Source organism: Dokdonia sp. R78006, from assembly GCF_042466145.1.
In the GTDB taxonomy this organism is placed as follows: domain Bacteria; phylum Bacteroidota; class Bacteroidia; order Flavobacteriales; family Flavobacteriaceae; genus Dokdonia.
Genome location: NZ_JAXHBU010000001.1, coordinates 2,405,281 through 2,420,959, shown reverse-complemented (window position 1 = coordinate 2,420,959; position 15,679 = coordinate 2,405,281). Strand labels below are relative to the sequence as shown.

Genomic DNA, 15,679 nt, shown 5'->3' with positions numbered 1-15,679 from the left:
TTGCTATTTAAGAATAGGATTTTGAGCAACTACGTGAGAAAGTACTATTTGCGTTTTTGACTCCCCGTACGATATCACTCTATCTATAAATTGCTCTAGGTGTTTTTGATTGCGCAACACGACTTCCATCACAATATTTTCATTACCTGTAATACGATAGCAATTCACAACCTCTTCCCATCCTTTTACGTTTTCTAAAAAAGGTTTCAACTTCCCCATAAAAGCTCTTATCGTAATAATTGCTTTGAGTTGATACCCCAAAGCCTCCTCAGAGACTTCTGCCTTATAACCTAGTATTATCCCTGCATCTTCCATCTTTCTTATGCGCTCTCCTACGGCTGGCGAACTTATTCCTACTTGTGTAGCAATTGCAGTATTAGACTGTCTCGCATTTTCTTGCAAACATTTTAAAATACGATTATTAAGTGCATCTACCATATAATTTAAACTTCAAGGTTAATAATACAATATTCTTAAAGCAAAAATAGCATTCTGCTTAATAAACCAAATTTACAATAAGTATTCTGATTGTATTTTTACTTTACGATGAAAATAGTTCAAGAGCCACAGTTTAAGCAATCTTTTGATATAAAGCGCCACGCTTTATACAATGAGGCTATGGATCTTTTTACGCTTTCGCGAAAGCTGTCTAATGGAAATTTGCAACACAATATTTTAAACTGTCCTTCAGAAAAAGAACTTGCCACAAATCTATCTGAATTTATTTCGCACACAGCGCTATCACTACCTATGTCTATTGCCGAAGCCGCGATAACTGCCGACTATTCAAAAAAGCTTTATTTTCAAAAGCATATAGAGGAGCGAGTAAGCCAACTTTCTAAACTCTGTAAAAAGCTCGAAGTCCTTTACCGCAATCGCTGTCATAGTGTACAACAACTAGCACATAAAGCTCATAAGCTTGAGGCAGGATTTAAAAAGTGGTCGTTACAGTTGACAAGTCAAAACTAGCAAGATAAATTTCCCCAACGTCTCCAGGGAAATTGTCAATATATTAAGAATGCCTTGTTAAATATCGTTAAGCAAATATCTGGATTTCAGCAATCCACCTACTTTTAACATTGAACAACTATAAAACCAATTGTTATGAGAGATATTGTATCGCTTATTGTAGTACTATTAATTATAGGCTGGCTCGTAGGCTATTTTGGCTTTGGAGATGCAGTAGGAAGTTTAATTCACATCTTACTTGTATTGGCCGTAGTAGGAATTCTCTACAGGCTAGCAACCGGAAAAAAGTTATAAAAACAAATTAATCAATAAACCATAAAACAATGACTAAGAAATTTTTAACACTAGCAGCAATCGCAATTTTCACACTTTCATTTTCAAGCTGTAGAGAAAAAACTACTGGCGAAAAAGTAGGAAACGCAGTAGAAAATGCAGTAGATGACGTAGAAGATGCAGTAGATTAATCGCATCAAAATTTTTAACAGAAAAGCCTTTCCAAAACGGAAAGGCTTTTTTTTGTTTCTCATGTTATCAAGAAAAAATGCGTTTTGAAGAATTGCTCTGCAAAACGCATTTCAGAATGAGGGATTTATTTGGGGGAACTTGCGGTAAGCTATTTATCAATCTTAAATGACTCAACACATTTAAGAACCATTATATAATGTGATATACGCTAGAAAGATTGTATTTGGATTACTCAGCATAAAAAAAAGTGCTATTTATAATTGACTTACAACTAGTTACTACTTAATTACAAAATTATCTCTACTGAGATGTAAGCGTTCCCATAAAGCTCCGTCCAACCCAGCATAAGAATTTCAAATGGTAAAGCTTTAGTGATCACTATAACCACCATGAAATTACTAAACTGATTTTTAAAAAAACATTTACGTTCAAAATCCAATACAATGAAAAAAATAATTTCAATTTTCGTACTTATCTTAACGGTTTCTTTTTCTGCACAAGCGCAAGATAAAATGATGAAGGAGAGCTCAAACAAAGTAATCGCATTAGAGCAAACTAAAGGAGAGTTTACTCAAAAGCAAATCGTAGTAAGTGAAGGAACTTACACGTTTTCAATTGCAAATAACAATGTAGGTACAGATGTAGGTTTTGTTTTAGTACCTAAAGGAAAAGATATTTCTAATCCAGAAAATCACATCAAAACTGCCTATGTAACTGCAGTAGTACCTAATAATACGACAGGAACTTCAAACGTTACAAAACTTACTAAAGGTGAGTATGTTTACTTCTGCCCACTTAACAAGACATCTACAGACAACGTTCTTGTAGTACAGTAAGCTATATTAAAATATAGCAAAGCCCTGTATAATCTTATACAGGGCTTTTTTTAGTTATTTTTGTACCTCAAAAATAACACTATGAAATTATACTCAATGCTTCTTGCATCTTCTCTAGTTATATTAAGCTGTAAAGAGGAAAACACCACAACTACAGGAGACACCAATAATTTAGAAGCTGAAGCTACATTCACACCTACTACAGAGGCAGAAAAAGTTGCTTATGCAAACGGTCTTGCAAACTGGAAAGATGTAAAGCAACTTGACTTTACATTTAATGTAGATCGCAACGGCGCTACTGTAGCAAGTCGTTCATGGTCATGGAAACCAGTAACAAATGATGTGACTATGATTGCCGCTGGAGATACCATTTCTTATAATCGTGCTACCGTAGACAGCACCTCTATGCAAGCAGACCAAGGGTTTATAAATGATAAATACTGGCTTCTTGCTCCTTATCAACTTGTTTGGGATGAAGGAACTTCAATAAAAGTAACCGATAGTGTTATGAGTCCGCTTTCGCGAAAGCAAACTAAAAAACTTACCCTTCTCTACGGAAATGAAGGAGGTTACACACCAGGAGACGCCTACGACTTCTACTATGGCGATGACTATGTAATTACCGAATGGGTTTTTAGAAAAGGAAATGCTACCGAACCTTCTATGGTTACAACTTTTGAAGGATACAAAAATATCGAAGGGCTTTCTATAGCTACAGATCACAAGAGTGAAGATGGTAGCTTTAGACTATACTTTACAGATGTAAACGTCATCAAATAATATGAGTTTTAAACAAAAAAAGAACAGCCCAAAGTGGAACTTAATCACTTTGGGCTGTTTTATTATTATCTGCACCGCAATGCTCTACTATGGCGATTATGGTACTTTAAGCAAGAACGCAGCTTCGGTTGCTGGAATTCCACTTATTTTAGGAGTTGCAACAGCTTTGCTATATGTTTTATCAAGATTAATTGGTAAACGATATAACTGGATTATCACTATCCTAGGTATTATGAGCATGCTCATGATCGCGATTCCTATTTTCTTTGGAGCCGCAAAGCATGCTTAATTATTTATTCTTAGACATCGCTCTGTGACGCTCGCGAGCTAGTAAAGTATTCTTAAGCAGCATGGCTATTGTCATAGGCCCTACTCCTCCTGGTACTGGCGTGATAAAACTTGCCTTTTTACTTACAGGCTCAAAGTCTACATCTCCAGTAATATAATATCCTCTCTCACGAGTTTCATCTGGTACACGAGTGATTCCCACATCTACAATTACAGCTCCATCTTTTACCATTTCGGCTTTAAGGAATCCAGGAACTCCTAGTGCAGTAATAATGATATCTGCTTGCGATGTAATTTGCGTTATATTCTTAGTATGACTGTGTGTTAAGGTAACAGTAGAGTTTCCTGGGAAGCCTTTACGCCCCATTAATATACTCATAGGTCTACCTACAATGTGGCTACGTCCTATAACCACGGTATGTTTTCCCTTAGTCTCTACACCGTAGCGATCCATAAGCTCAAGGATACCAAATGGCGTTGCAGGGATAAATGTACTCATATCAAGAGACATCTTTCCAAAGTTTGTAGGGTGAAAACCATCTACATCCTTATCTGGATCTACCGCTAGTAATACTTTTTGAGTATCAATTTGAGGAGGTAATGGTAACTGCACTATAAAACCATCGATATCTTCGTTCTGGTTAAGTTCCTCAATTTTGTCTAGCAATTCAATTTCGCTAGTCATGTTTGTCATGCGCACCATGGTAGACTCAAAACCTACACGCTCACAGGCGCGTACTTTACTTCCTACATATGTAAGAGAAGCTCCATCATTACCTACAATCACTGCAGCAAGATGAGGCACCTTCTCACCGTTTGCTTTCATTTTGTCAACTTCGGCTTTGATTTCGTTTTTAATGTCGTTTGAAGTTTTCTTCCCGTCAAGAATAGTCATAGGTAATAGCGTTATGGTTTAGTTTGTATTCATATAAATTAAAAAGACACCCGTTATGGGTGCCTTTTAAGGATATTGTTATTTCATTTGATTCATCATCTGCATCATCTTGCGGCCTCCGCCTCCTTGCATCATTTTCATCATCTTACTCATTTGATTAAATTGCTTGAGTAACTGATTTACTTGTTGTACCGAAGTACCAGATCCTTTCCCTATGCGCTTTTTACGACTTGCGTTAATCGTAGTAGGATTTTCACGCTCACTAGGCGTCATGGAGTGAATGATTGCTTCTATATGCTTAAAAGCATCATCATCAATGTCTACATCTTTGAGCATCTTTCCGGCACCTGGGATCATTCCCATTAGGTCCTTCATATTACCCATTTTCTTTACCTGCTGTATTTGCTTTAAGAAGTCATCAAAACCAAATTGGTTTTTTGCAATCTTCTTTTGTAGTTTTCTAGCCTCTTCTTCGTCAAATTGCTCTTGTGCTCTCTCTACTAGTGACACAACATCTCCCATTCCAAGAATACGATCTGCCATACGTGAAGGATAAAATACATCTATCGCTTCCATTTTTTCACCAGTACCTATAAACTTAATAGGCTTATCTACTACAGATTTAATAGAGATTGCTGCTCCACCTCTAGTATCACCATCAAGCTTTGTAAGGATAACACCGTCAAAGTTAAGAATGTCATTAAAGGCTTTTGCTGTATTTACAGCATCTTGACCAGTCATCGAGTCTACTACAAAAAGTGTCTCTTGTGGTTGTATTGCAGCATGAACGTCTGCAATTTCTTTCATCATCACCTCATCTACAGCAAGACGACCTGCTGTATCAATGATTACTACGTTGTGACCGTTTGCTTTCGCGAAAGCGATACCATCTTGAGCAATCTTTACTGGATTCTTCTCATCACGATCAGAATATACATCTATCTTAATCTGATCTCCTACTACGTGTAACTGATCAATAGCCGCTGGACGATATACATCACAGGCTACTAATAAAGGCTTCTTTGTTTTCTTGGTTTTAAGGAAGTTTGCAAGCTTACCTGAAAAGGTTGTCTTACCAGAACCTTGTAAGCCTGACATTAAGATAATAGACGGAGTACCAGAAAGATTAATTCCTTCTGCATCACCTCCCATTAACTCTGTAAGCTCATCTTTTACAAGCTTCACCATTAACTGCCCAGGTTGTAGGGTCGTTAATACATCAGATCCTAAAGCTTTTTCTTTAACACGGTTTGTAAATTCCTTTGCAGTCTTAAAGTTAACATCTGCATCTATAAGAGCACGACGCACTTCCTTAAGTGTCTCTGCAACGTTTACTTCCGTAATGCTACCGTGACCTTTGAGTACGTGTAGGGCTTTATCTAACTTATCACTTAAATTATCAAACATAGTTATCTGCTATTGTAAAGGTTGCAAATTTAAGGATTTGTAGTGGTTTATCACTCCTTTAATAATTACAGATTCTATAAAAATGTGTAGAAAACTACTTAATAACTAGAAGCAATGCAATGAGCGCCACTAGTACAATTGATTCATGCTTGCGCTTAACTTCTTATAAGATGAAATAGTAAGCAAGGAACTGCTATTTACATGAAGAACTAATAGGCTCAGCACCAACTCTAATAATAAAACCAAACAGCTTTTAAACATGAGTTGTAACAAACAAAAAAAGCCTCCTATAAAAGGAGGCTTTGTACTTGATAAGAACAAGAAATTACTTCTTGAACTTAGCGTATTTGTTTTTGAACTTATCAATACGTCCAGCTGTATCTACAAGCTTAGCTTTACCTGTATAGAATGGATGTGAAGTTCTAGAGATTTCTAATTTTATTAAAGGATACTCAGTTCCTTCGATCTCAATAGTTTCTTTAGTATCTGCAGCAGACTTCGTTAAGAACACCTCATCATTAGACATGTCTTTAAATGCTACTACTCTAAAATTTTCTGGGTGTATATCTGCTTTCATTATAATCGTACTTAAAAATTATTCTATTTTTCGAGGTGCAAATTTACATAAATTTTAAAAATGAGCAACTATTTTTTAAAATAAATATTACCTATTTCACGAAGTTACGATTTTTCTACGCTCGGCGTAACGATATTGTATATTTGTCTACTAACTGACCATAACCAAAACAACCATTATTATGATATTAGAAGACAAACCAACATCTGCAAAAGATGTAATGCTCAAATTTGGTCTAGTACTAGGTATACTAGCCATTCTCTTTAATGTAATATTATACGTGACAGACAACTACCTTGCACCTCACTGGTCATTAGGGATTCTCAATTTTGTAATGACAGTCGTAGTTATTATTCTAGCTTTTAAAGCATTTAAAGAAAGTAACGGTGGCTTTTTAAAACTTGGACAAGCGATTAAAATTGGCCTTGGAGTATCACTTATAGCAGCGCTTATAGGTGCTCTATGGGTTCTTATTCTTACACAAGTTCTAGAGCCTAACTACTCAGAGTTAGCGCTTGACGCGCTACGTACTCAAATGATTGAGATGTACCCAGATATGACAGACTCACAAATTGATCAGACAATTTCTTTTCAAGAACCTTTTACTAAGATTGGCTTCATGATTCCTATTGCTATCATGTTGTCATTATTTTTCGGCTTCATTATCTCTTTAATAGGAGGATTAATAATGAAAAAAGAAAACCCATACGCAGACGCTTAAAAATTATTTATGCAAATATCTGTTGTCATACCTCTACTTAATGAGGAAGAATCACTTAAAGAACTACACCATTGGATTTCAGAAACCCTGGAAACCAATGGTTTTTCTTATGAAATCCTATTTATAGATGATGGAAGCACAGATGCTTCTTGGGAGGTGATTGAAACGCTTTCGCGAAAGCGTGATAACATCAAAGGAATTCGCTTTAATCGTAACTACGGTAAATCTCAAGCCCTACACGCGGGTTTTGAGGCTGCCGAAGGTGATGTGATTATCACTATGGATGCAGATTTGCAAGACAATCCAGAGGAGATTCCAGACTTATACCGAATGATTACGGAAGATAAGTATGACTTAGTCTCAGGATGGAAAAAGAAGCGCTACGACTCTGTAATTGCAAAAAACCTACCTAGCAAACTCTTTAACGCAGCAGCACGAAAAACTAGCGGACTAAAACTACACGACTTTAACTGTGGCTTAAAAGCTTATAAAAAAGAAGTAATCAAAACCGTTGATGTATATGGCGAGATGCACCGCTACATACCAGTACTTGCTAAGAATGCAGGATTTTCAAACATAGGTGAGAAAGTAGTACAGCATCAAGCTCGTAAGTATGGTGAGACTAAATTTGGTATGGAACGCTTTTTAAATGGCTTCTTAGATTTACTCACGATTTGGTTTTTAGGAAGTTTTGGAAAGCGACCTATGCACCTTTTTGGTGCGTTAGGTGTTCTTATGTTTGTAATAGGTTTTGGCTTTGCTGGATACTTAGGTATAGATAAAGTTTTCTTTCATAGAGCGGGCAGACTGATTACAGAGAGACCACAATTTTATATTTCACTTGTTGCGATGCTTATGGGTATTCAACTATTTATTGCTGGCTTCTTAGGCGAACTCGTACTAAGATCAAAACGTGATAAAAAGAGATACAATATTAAAGAGACTTTATAACATACAGCTCAACACGTAGACATCCCTCGTAGTGAGCTTTATAAATTATAACAAAATCGTATTTTTGTTAGTAAACAACACACATTCTTATGGTATACCACGATCCCGCTATTTTAGAAAAAGCAAATGCATGGCTTACAGCAACCTTTGATGAGGAAACTCAACAAGCCATTAAAGAAAATATCGCTCACAATCCAGATGAGCTTGCAGATAGTTTCTATAAGAATCTAGAATTTGGTACTGGCGGAATGCGCGGTATCATGGGAGCTGGAACTAACAGAATTAATAAATATACCTTAGGAAAAAATACCCAAGGTCTATCTGACTACTTGCACAAACAGTTTCCTGACAAAAAAATAAAGGTCGCTATTGCTTATGATTGCCGTCATAACAGTAAAGAACTTGCTCAAGTGGTTGCAAATGTATTTTCGGCAAATGGGATTAAAGTATTCCTATTTTCTGATCTTAGACCTACACCAGAATTGAGTTTTGCTGTGCGTCACCTAGATTGCCAGTGCGGTATTGTACTCACTGCGAGTCACAACCCTCCAGAATATAACGGTTACAAAGTGTACTGGGAAGATGGTGGACAGCTCGTACCACCACAAGATAACGAAGTCATAGCCACAATAGATGCGCTTGACTTTAGTGCTATAAAATTCAATGGAGATGACTCTCTTATTGAACTTGTAGATAAAGAAGTAGATAAAGCTTTTGTAGATGCTAGTGTTGGAAATGTATCATTTGGCCTTACTACTGAAACAAAGAAGGAGCTAAATATCGTTTTCACCTCGTTACACGGTACCTCAATCACACTCGTTCCAGATACGTTGAGACAAGCAGGATTTACAAACCTTCATATTGTAAAAGAACAAGAAGTTCCAGACGGTAATTTCCCTACCGTTGTTTCTCCTAATCCAGAAGAAACTGCAGCTCTAAAAATGGCGCTAGAACTTGGTGAAGAAAAAAGTGCAGATATCGTCATAGGTACAGACCCAGACTGCGATCGACTAGGGATTGCTGTGAGAGGAGATGATGGCAAGCTTACCATTTTAAATGGTAATCAAACTATGATCTTAATGACAGATTATTTATTAGAACGCTTTCGCGAAAGCGCAAATCAACACCCAGCACCATTTATAGGAAGTACCATTGTGTCTACACCTATGATGGATGTACTTGCAGATGCATATGATGTAGAATGCAAAACAGGACTTACAGGTTTTAAATGGATTGCCAAAATGATTGTGGATTATCCTAACCAGCACTTTGTAGGTGGTGGTGAAGAAAGCTTTGGCTATATGGTAGGTGATTTTGTAAGAGATAAAGATGCCGTGACCGCCACCCTACTCGCTTGCACCATGGCAGCACAAGCAAAAGAGCAAGGACAGACACTTTTTGAAAAATTAAAGACCTTGTATGTAAAACATGGTTTTTACAAAGAAACACTCATTGCCCTTGTAAAAAAAGGACAATCCGGCGCAGAGGAAATCAAGCAAATGCTCAAAGACCTTCGTCTAGAGCCTATGAAAGAAATTAATGGAAGTAAAGTGATACGTGTAGAAGATTACCAATCATCTACAAGTCGTGACCTGCTTACGGGAGAGACCACTACCATTGATGTCCCAAAATCTAATGTGCTTATTTTTTATACAGAAGATGGCAGTAAAGTTGCTGCACGACCAAGTGGCACAGAGCCTAAAGTAAAGTTTTATATAAGCGTCAATGCTCCACTGGCTTCGTTGAGTGAGTATGACACAATTTCTGCAACACTAGATAAACGTCTTGCTGGTATAAAAAATGCATTAGGCGTTTAAATAATTCAAAATTTCGCGCAAGCGGAAACACTCTATGGAATATTTTAAGAAGATTCTCAAGTTTGCCATTCCTTATAAGAAATACGGATTTTTAAATATTTTGTTTAATGTTTTATATGCTCTTTTTGGTACGCTAGCTTTCGTGTCCCTTATACCCATGCTTACAGTGTTATTAAAACAAGTAGACCCTGTTAGAATAAAACCTACTCTTGAATCTTCTAGCAGTTTAAAAAGCTTTTTAGATGACTCTCTTAACTACTTTATCAATACGCAGACTGATCTTCACGGAGATGTGTATGTATTAGGTCTCATGGTTGGGCTTGTCATTGTGACCTTTTTATTAAAAAACGTCTTTGGATACTTAGCAAACTACTTCATCACCTATCTAAGGAATGGAGTTCTTAAAGACATCCGTAATAAGATGTACAACCGTATCGTCAATCTTAATTTAAGTTTCTACTCAGAAAAAAGAAAAGGAGATACTATTGCAAGAATCACGTCTGATGTTCTTGAAGTGCAACATTCTTTCTTATCGATACTAGAGCTTTTTATAAGAGAACCTCTTACTATTCTTTTTGCAATAGGCACTATGTTGTTTATGAGTGCACAACTGACTCTTTTTGTATTTATTTTCATACCTGTGGCTGGATTTATAATTTCAAAAATTGGAAAAAGTCTCAAAAAGAAATCAGGTCAAGTACAGACAGAGCAGGGATATTTCTTGTCTCTAGTAGAGGAAACACTAGCCAATCTTAAAATTATAAAAGGATTTGCAGCCGAAGATAGAATGGAAACTAAGTTTCAAACCTCTACTAGTAAATTTGAAAAATACAGTAATACTCTTACACATAGGCAAAACTTAGCTTCTCCTGTAAGTGAGTTCTTAGGAATTACGGTAATCGGAATCTTATTATGGTACGGTGGTAATATGGTGTTAGATGGTTCTGGAGGTTTAGATGGAGCTCAATTCATTGTATACATGGGATTAGCTTATCAAATTCTAACTCCTGCAAAATCTATTGCAAAAGCAAGTTACTCAGTTAAAAAAGGAGACGCTGCTGCCGCTCGTATTCTAGAAGTTTTAGAGACTGAAACAACTATCAAAGACAACCCCAAAGCCATTATTAAAGATACATTTGACAGTCGTATAGGTTTAGAGGGTATCTCTTTCAAGTATGATGAGGAAAGTGTGCTAAAGAACTTTACACTTAATGTAAAGAAAGGACATACTGTAGCACTTGTAGGTCAATCTGGTTCTGGAAAAAGTACGATTGCAAATCTAGTTACTCGTTTTTATGACGTTAATGAAGGAAACATAAAAATAGACAATATAGATATAAGAGATATTTCTAAAAAATCTCTACGTAACCTTATGGGGTTAGTGACTCAAGATGCCATTCTCTTTAATGACACTATACGCAATAATATTAATCTAGGTAAAGAGAATGCCACAGATGAAGAAATCATTGATGCATTAAAAATTGCCAATGCTTGGGAGTTTGTACAAGACCTCCCTAAGGGGCTTGATACTAATATAGGTGATAGTGGTAATAAATTAAGTGGAGGACAAAAACAGCGTCTCTCAATAGCTAGAGCGGTTCTTAAGAATCCGCCTATAATGATTCTAGATGAAGCTACATCAGCGCTAGATACGGAGAGTGAGCGTCTCGTGCAGAAAGCGCTAGAAAATATGATGAAGAACAGAACTTCAATTGTAATTGCTCACAGACTTTCTACTATTCAAAACGCAGATGAGATTGTGGTCATGCAAAAAGGAGAAATTGTAGAGCAAGGAAAACATCAAGAGCTTATTGATAAGAAGGGAATGTATCACAAACTAGTATCGATGCAATCTTTTGAAGAGGCTTAGACTAGTCGTTTTCTTTTACAATGACAACGGTTGCTGTATAGCCAGATGCTAGAAACCAAGTGTTTGAAGAAATTACTTTTTTCATATCATCATACATCACAAACTGTGCAGTATTTGCTCCTACTGAGCCTTGATTAAGTGCCTTAATTTCTATTTTATTAAACCCTTTTTTAAGATCGAGATAAAATCCTTGAAACTGACCTTCAAGAAATATTCTAGGATGCACAATGGTATCATTTACACTCACGCTCACTAGATCTCCATCTACTGCGCCGTGATCTCTGTAAGTAAAGTTTACAAATTTTGATCCGCTTTTGAAGTCGCCTAAGTATTGATCTCTAAAATATTCTGGACGGAGTTTTTCTCTATCTTTTTCTTGAGAATTATTCATCTTATTTTCGAGAGCAGTGTACGTTTTTTCTGCAAAGTCGGTGCCTTCCATAAAGTTGATCTCTCTTTTCTCATTTGATTTAAAAGGATCCTTAAGCTTTACCTTACTCTTAAAAACAAGGGAGCCAGATTGTACATCACTGCTCTTTTCTCTTGCCATAGGCGCTATAAACACAGGCGCTGGCACATCATTAGGCTGCTTTCCCTTAATTTCTATAGAAGCACTAGGTGCATCTATTTGAGCTTGTGCACTTAGAGATACTAAGAGTAAGGCTAATAATGGAAGAGCTTTAATTGATATGGGGAAAGTAGTTTTCAAATAGTAAGTGAGTCGATGTAACATTTTAGAGTTATGGCTTCCATGCATATTTACCATAAAGTATGCCATTGTTGATTAAAATTACGCTTTCGCGAAAGCGCAACAGCAACCTAACGTATTCAAAGATAAAATATTTGAAATTTATAGGTCAATATATCAGTTGGCAAAATTTATTGATCATTACAATGTATTAAGAAATAAATTGAAATGTAATGCGTTCTAACCACATCAAACAAATGAATACTTATGAAACTACTTGCATTACTTGCTCTTTTTGTCCTAGCCTCTCTATCTTTTTCTTGTAGTTCAAGAGACGACGATGGAAATAGCGCAACAGATATAGACTGTCTCAACTTAGGAACCCAAGAGCTTGATATTACCATACAAGAATCTTTTACCACACTACCTTCTAAGGTATCTGTTTTCTTTAAAGTAAATGGCAGTGACGGTAGTCCCGTAGCAGGATTAACACCTTCTAATTTTACAATTTTTGAGCAAGGCCGTAATGACGATTGTTATAATGAAATTTCAAATTCTGAGGCATCTGGCGCGATATCTCCAAATGCTCAGATTTTTTCAAATAACACACTACTAGTGTTAGATTTAAGTAACAGTGTCTTGAGCACAAGCTTGCAAGAACTTAAGCAAGCGTCAAGCAGTTTCATAGCTAATGTGATGCCGGCAATACCTACAGATTCTTTCAAAATGGCTATTTACTGGTTTGATGGAGAAGATATTCTTCATGAATTACAACCACTTACCACCAGTGCAGCTGTACTACAAGAAGCTATAGATGGAATTACAGAGGATATCAGTAATGACCCCTCAACAGATTTATATGGCGCCGTAATTAAAGCTACCGAAATTGCAGATGATATTATTGATGTTTCTGAAAATGAAGAACTATTTGCAGCAGCCTCTGTAGTAATTTTTACAGACGGAACAGATCAGGCAGCTAGATATACAGAACAAGAGGCAGTAGATGCTGTTTCTGATGCAGATGATGATATAAGCTTCTTTACTATTGGCCTAGGCTCAGAAATAGATGAAGGTATACTTTCTAAAATAGGACAAACAGAAAGTGTATTTGCATCTAATGCGGCAGAGCTAGAGTCTGTCTTTAATGACATCTCAAACGGCGTAGCAGGACAAGCAAATAGTTTTTACTTGTTTGAATACTGCAGCCCAAAACGTGATGGAAGTGGTTTGAATAACCTTGTGATTCAAGTAATTAATGGGAATCAAGATGGACTAGTGCAAACCTCTTTTGACGCAACAGGATTCACTAGTGGCTGTGAATAGCTTTTTTAACTAATCAATTTGAGTAGTTAATCGGCATAAAATACAGCTTTACAGATTGGTACGATTGCAAGATACTATTGTCAAGTAACAATTTTCACAATAGTATATCTTTGTATTATGCTAGTATCAGAATCAAACCTTAACAATGTATTAGAAGATGTTTACATCTTAGAAACAGGAACTTACTATTTTTTTGAAGATTTTATTATCTCAGAAATTAATGAAGGAATGCTCTTTGACTGGCAGATGGCGCAAGAACTCCTTCATCTAGCCGAAAACCATTATGGAACAGAAAATAAGATAGCTTACATATCAAATCGTGTTCACTCTTATTCTTTAGTGCCTCAAGACTGGCTTAAATTTTTTAAGGCTCGTAATTCTATAAGTGCATTTGCTGTGGTTTCATATAACGAGAAAGAAAAGTCTGATATACTTATAGAACGCCTTTTCTTTAAATCTAAAATCAAAAAATTCTTTGATTTAAATGATGCAGTAGATTGGGCTAAAGAGCAGCAAAAAGAATACATCATAAAGAAAACTACGGCTTAATTTTAGTTTCAAGTTCTGGAGATTTGTAATAGTTAATCTTTAAAATATCCATTCTCTTATAATGCTTATATAATCGCCTCTTATAAGAATCCCAATTATAATTTTCGGGCTTACTCCAGCCCAACTCTGCATGACCTATAAGCCTAGGAAAAGCGAGATATTCAATATCATCAGACGATTTTATGGTCTCAGACCACAAAGGTGATTCAATTCCCAACACTTGTGAAGGCGGCACATCCTCAAAAATTTGTGATGGTTTCCAGATATAAGCACTATCCACCTCAACCGTTCCAGCCCAAGTAAGACCTATAGGTGACTTCTTAGTATATTTCATATCCAAGTACATGCGCTTTGCAGGAGATAAAATAACTTTTGCACCTTGAGCAAGTCCTCGTGATGCGGTAGTGGTTCTTTGCCAGTGTTGTACTATGTAAGTACTATCTACACCGGCACTTTCTATCTCTTCCCAGCCTATCACTTGTTTTTTATATTTCTTTACTATTGAAAATACTTTATTGAGAAAAATATTATAATCCTTTTTTGAAGTGACATGGGATTCATCACCTCCTAGGTGTATATATGGCCCAGGGGTCATTGCTGCTATTTCCTTTATCACATCTTCTACAAATGTGTATGTGATATCTTTATCCACACACAAGGTGCTGAAGCCTACACGCATTCCCTTATATAACTTTGTGGCCTTACCATTGCAGTTAAGTTCTGGATAAGATGCCAGTGCTGCATTAGTATGTCCAGGCATGTCAATCTCTGGTATAACAGTAATATATTTTGACTGAGCATAGGCTAGGATAGATTTATAATCCTCTTGCGTATAAAATCCAGGACGTTCATTACGCACAGAAGAGCTACCTCCTATTTCAGTGAGCTTAGGCCAAGATTTGATTTCTATACGCCACCCTTGATCATCCGTTAAGTGTAAGTGCAATTTATTGAGTTTATACAATGCCATTTGATCAATGAGACGCTTTACTTCATCTACGGTAAAGAAGTGACGTGCAACGTCTAGCATCATACCTCTGTACTCGTACTGCGGTTCATCAACAATTTTTAGTCCTGGGATGACTAGACTATCAATCTGCTTTCCTGCGATAAGAGCATCTGGTAAAACTTGTAATAGCGTTTGCATACCTCTAAAAACACCAATAGGTGTAGACCCAGCAAGCGACAATCTCTTATTATTTATAGCAAGTACATATCCCTCTGGGGAAGGTATACTATCACTAGACACAATATTAAATGAAACTACATTTTCATCTACTTCATTATCTAGTGTTAATGGAGAAGGTGTTTGTTTTAAAAGATTTTTAAACTGCGTGGCAATTGCTTGCACTTCTGGCAATGTATCACTCATCACTCTAGTTTCCTGATCAAATAAAAAGCCATAATCCTCTGCAACTATCTGATCTGGAATTGGGATAAGAACGAGCTTTTCAATACTTGTAGGTACTAAAGGTTTTTCCTTTTTACAAGAAAAAAATGAGATGCAAATAACAAGCACTAAGAATCTAAAAGCCATAATTCT

Annotated in this window: 18 protein-coding genes; 12 read left to right on the top strand and 6 right to left on the bottom strand. The window is 36.4% G+C overall.

The genetic code is table 11. The annotated features are described in order from the left end of the window. Positions 1–3: 3 nt before the first annotated feature. Positions 4–438, bottom strand: coding sequence for an Lrp/AsnC family transcriptional regulator (locus SJY37_RS10805; RefSeq protein WP_013749537.1), 435 nt, complete (start codon positions 436–438; stop codon positions 4–6). 108 nt (positions 439–546) lie between these two features. On the opposite strand from SJY37_RS10805, the gene SJY37_RS10800 reads away from it, so the two are divergent. From SJY37_RS10800 to SJY37_RS10775, 6 genes are all read left to right on the top strand, one after another. Further along, positions 547–969 carry a hypothetical protein gene (locus tag SJY37_RS10800; protein ID WP_298324089.1) on the top strand — a complete coding sequence of 141 codons (423 nt, stop codon included), beginning with the start codon at positions 547–549 and terminating at the stop codon, positions 967–969. A gap of 135 nt (positions 970–1,104) precedes the next feature. After that, positions 1,105–1,263 (top strand): lmo0937 family membrane protein, encoded by a 159-nt coding sequence (locus SJY37_RS10795; protein ID WP_298324086.1) that lies wholly within the window; start codon positions 1,105–1,107, stop codon positions 1,261–1,263. Between the two features lie 29 nt (positions 1,264–1,292). Then, positions 1,293–1,433 (top strand): hypothetical protein, encoded by a 141-nt coding sequence (locus SJY37_RS10790; protein ID WP_013749540.1) that lies wholly within the window; start codon positions 1,293–1,295, stop codon positions 1,431–1,433. 444 nt (positions 1,434–1,877) lie between these two features. Beyond that, the gene (locus SJY37_RS10785; protein ID WP_298324083.1) at positions 1,878–2,270 is read left to right on the top strand and encodes a cupredoxin domain-containing protein; all 393 of its coding nucleotides are present in this window, start codon (positions 1,878–1,880) and stop codon (positions 2,268–2,270) included. 81 nt (positions 2,271–2,351) lie between these two features. After that, positions 2,352–3,050, top strand: a complete 699-nt coding sequence (locus tag SJY37_RS10780) for a hypothetical protein (protein WP_298324081.1) — start codon at positions 2,352–2,354, stop codon at positions 3,048–3,050. A 1-nt stretch (position 3,051) separates the two neighbouring features. Continuing rightward, a complete protein-coding gene (locus SJY37_RS10775) occupies positions 3,052–3,339 on the top strand; it encodes a hypothetical protein (RefSeq protein WP_298324078.1) in 288 nt (95 codons plus the stop codon). Here SJY37_RS10775 and SJY37_RS10770 read toward each other — a convergent pair whose 3' ends face one another. The 3 genes from SJY37_RS10770 to SJY37_RS10760 form a co-directional block, all read right to left on the bottom strand. Further along, positions 3,340–4,233 (bottom strand): bifunctional 5,10-methylenetetrahydrofolate dehydrogenase/5,10-methenyltetrahydrofolate cyclohydrolase, encoded by an 894-nt coding sequence (locus SJY37_RS10770; RefSeq protein WP_298324074.1) that lies wholly within the window; start codon positions 4,231–4,233, stop codon positions 3,340–3,342. It abuts the gene before it with no gap. A 78-nt stretch (positions 4,234–4,311) separates the two neighbouring features. Then, positions 4,312–5,640, bottom strand: a complete 1,329-nt coding sequence (gene ffh / locus SJY37_RS10765; protein WP_298324070.1) for a signal recognition particle protein — start codon at positions 5,638–5,640, stop codon at positions 4,312–4,314. Positions 5,641–5,965: 325 nt separating this feature from the next. Then, on the bottom strand, positions 5,966–6,217 hold the full coding sequence (locus tag SJY37_RS10760) for a type B 50S ribosomal protein L31 (protein WP_035337593.1): 252 nt from the start codon (positions 6,215–6,217) through the stop codon (positions 5,966–5,968). A 181-nt stretch (positions 6,218–6,398) separates the two neighbouring features. Between SJY37_RS10760 and SJY37_RS10755 the strand changes: the two genes are divergently transcribed. From SJY37_RS10755 to SJY37_RS10740, 4 genes are all read left to right on the top strand, one after another. Further along, entirely contained in the window at positions 6,399–6,938 is a 540-nt protein-coding gene (locus SJY37_RS10755) for a DUF4199 domain-containing protein (protein WP_298324064.1), read from the top strand. 9 nt (positions 6,939–6,947) lie between these two features. Beyond that, the gene (locus tag SJY37_RS10750; RefSeq protein ID WP_013749548.1) at positions 6,948–7,889 is read left to right on the top strand and encodes a glycosyltransferase family 2 protein; all 942 of its coding nucleotides are present in this window, start codon (positions 6,948–6,950) and stop codon (positions 7,887–7,889) included. An 89-nt stretch (positions 7,890–7,978) separates the two neighbouring features. Then, a complete protein-coding gene (locus tag SJY37_RS10745) occupies positions 7,979–9,706 on the top strand; it encodes a phospho-sugar mutase (RefSeq protein ID WP_298324056.1) in 1,728 nt (575 codons plus the stop codon). Positions 9,707–9,740: 34 nt separating this feature from the next. Continuing rightward, positions 9,741–11,576: an ABC transporter ATP-binding protein gene (locus SJY37_RS10740; protein ID WP_298324053.1), complete on the top strand. Its 1,836-nt coding sequence runs from the start codon at positions 9,741–9,743 to the stop codon at positions 11,574–11,576. A 1-nt stretch (position 11,577) separates the two neighbouring features. Here SJY37_RS10740 and SJY37_RS10735 read toward each other — a convergent pair whose 3' ends face one another. After that, on the bottom strand, positions 11,578–12,285 hold the full coding sequence (locus SJY37_RS10735) for a hypothetical protein (RefSeq protein ID WP_298324050.1): 708 nt from the start codon (positions 12,283–12,285) through the stop codon (positions 11,578–11,580). 246 nt (positions 12,286–12,531) lie between these two features. Here SJY37_RS10735 and SJY37_RS10730 point away from each other — a divergent pair, with 246 nt between their 5' ends. Continuing rightward, positions 12,532–13,587 carry a VWA domain-containing protein gene (locus tag SJY37_RS10730; protein WP_298324048.1) on the top strand — a complete coding sequence of 352 codons (1,056 nt, stop codon included), beginning with the start codon at positions 12,532–12,534 and terminating at the stop codon, positions 13,585–13,587. Between the two features lie 117 nt (positions 13,588–13,704). Beyond that, positions 13,705–14,136, top strand: coding sequence for a hypothetical protein (locus SJY37_RS10725; protein ID WP_298324046.1), 432 nt, complete (start codon positions 13,705–13,707; stop codon positions 14,134–14,136). On the opposite strand, the gene SJY37_RS10720 is transcribed toward SJY37_RS10725, so the two are convergent. Then, positions 14,126–15,673, bottom strand: coding sequence for a family 20 glycosylhydrolase (locus SJY37_RS10720; protein WP_298324043.1), 1,548 nt, complete (start codon positions 15,671–15,673; stop codon positions 14,126–14,128). The two genes, SJY37_RS10725 and SJY37_RS10720, sit on opposite strands and share 11 nt — an antisense overlap. Between the last annotated feature and the right edge of the window lie 6 nt (positions 15,674–15,679).